The sequence below is a fragment of the Bradyrhizobium nivariense genome, assembly GCF_029846695.2.
GTDB lineage: Bacteria > Pseudomonadota > Alphaproteobacteria > Rhizobiales > Xanthobacteraceae > Bradyrhizobium.
Genome location: NZ_JARWCR020000216.1, coordinates 1 through 656 on the forward strand (window position 1 = coordinate 1; position 656 = coordinate 656).

Below are 656 nucleotides of genomic sequence, written 5' to 3' on the forward strand. Positions count from 1 at the left end.
CCTGGGCGAACCTGCCGGAATCCAATCCGGACCCACGCGCCCTCGGCCTGACCTCGCGCCATCTCGCCTATGTGATCTACACCTCAGGATCAACCGGTACGCCAAAGGGCGTCATGGTCGAGCATCGGGGGATGACCAATTATCTGTCCTGGGCCTGCCAGGCTTACGCGCCCAGATCATCCTCCGTGGTCTCCTCTGCTGTGGCGTTCGATGCGACAATTACCAGCCTATTTGCGCCTCTGATCTGTGGTGGCCATGTACAGCTTGTCATGGAGGGAGATGAGGTCGAGGGGCTAAAGGGAAAAATCAGCTCGGAGTGCGGCCTCATCAAGATTACCCCGAGCCATCTGGATGCCCTTGGGCAACAGATGCTGGCGGACTCCGCTGGTAGCCGAATTGGTTTGTTTATTATCGGCGGTGAAGCGCTGTCGCAGTCGACAGTCGAGCTGTGGCGCAGGATCCAGCCCTCGGCCAGAATGGTGAATGAATACGGCCCAACCGAAACGGTTGTCGGTTGTATCTCTTATAACGTTCCGGCAGAACCGGCCGCATCCACGAACATCCCGATTGGCCGACCGATCGCCAACACGCGGATCTATCTGCTGGACGGTCATGCTGAGCCCGTTCCGTTTGGGGCGGTGGGGGAGCTTTACATC

Annotated in this window: 1 protein-coding gene; it reads left to right on the forward strand. The window is 58.8% G+C overall.

Annotation, left to right across the window (positions count from 1 at the left end; all coding sequences use genetic code 11):
* The coding region (locus QCM77_RS46010) for an AMP-binding protein (RefSeq protein ID WP_280097154.1) at positions 1–656 on the forward strand (656 nt) is incomplete at both ends.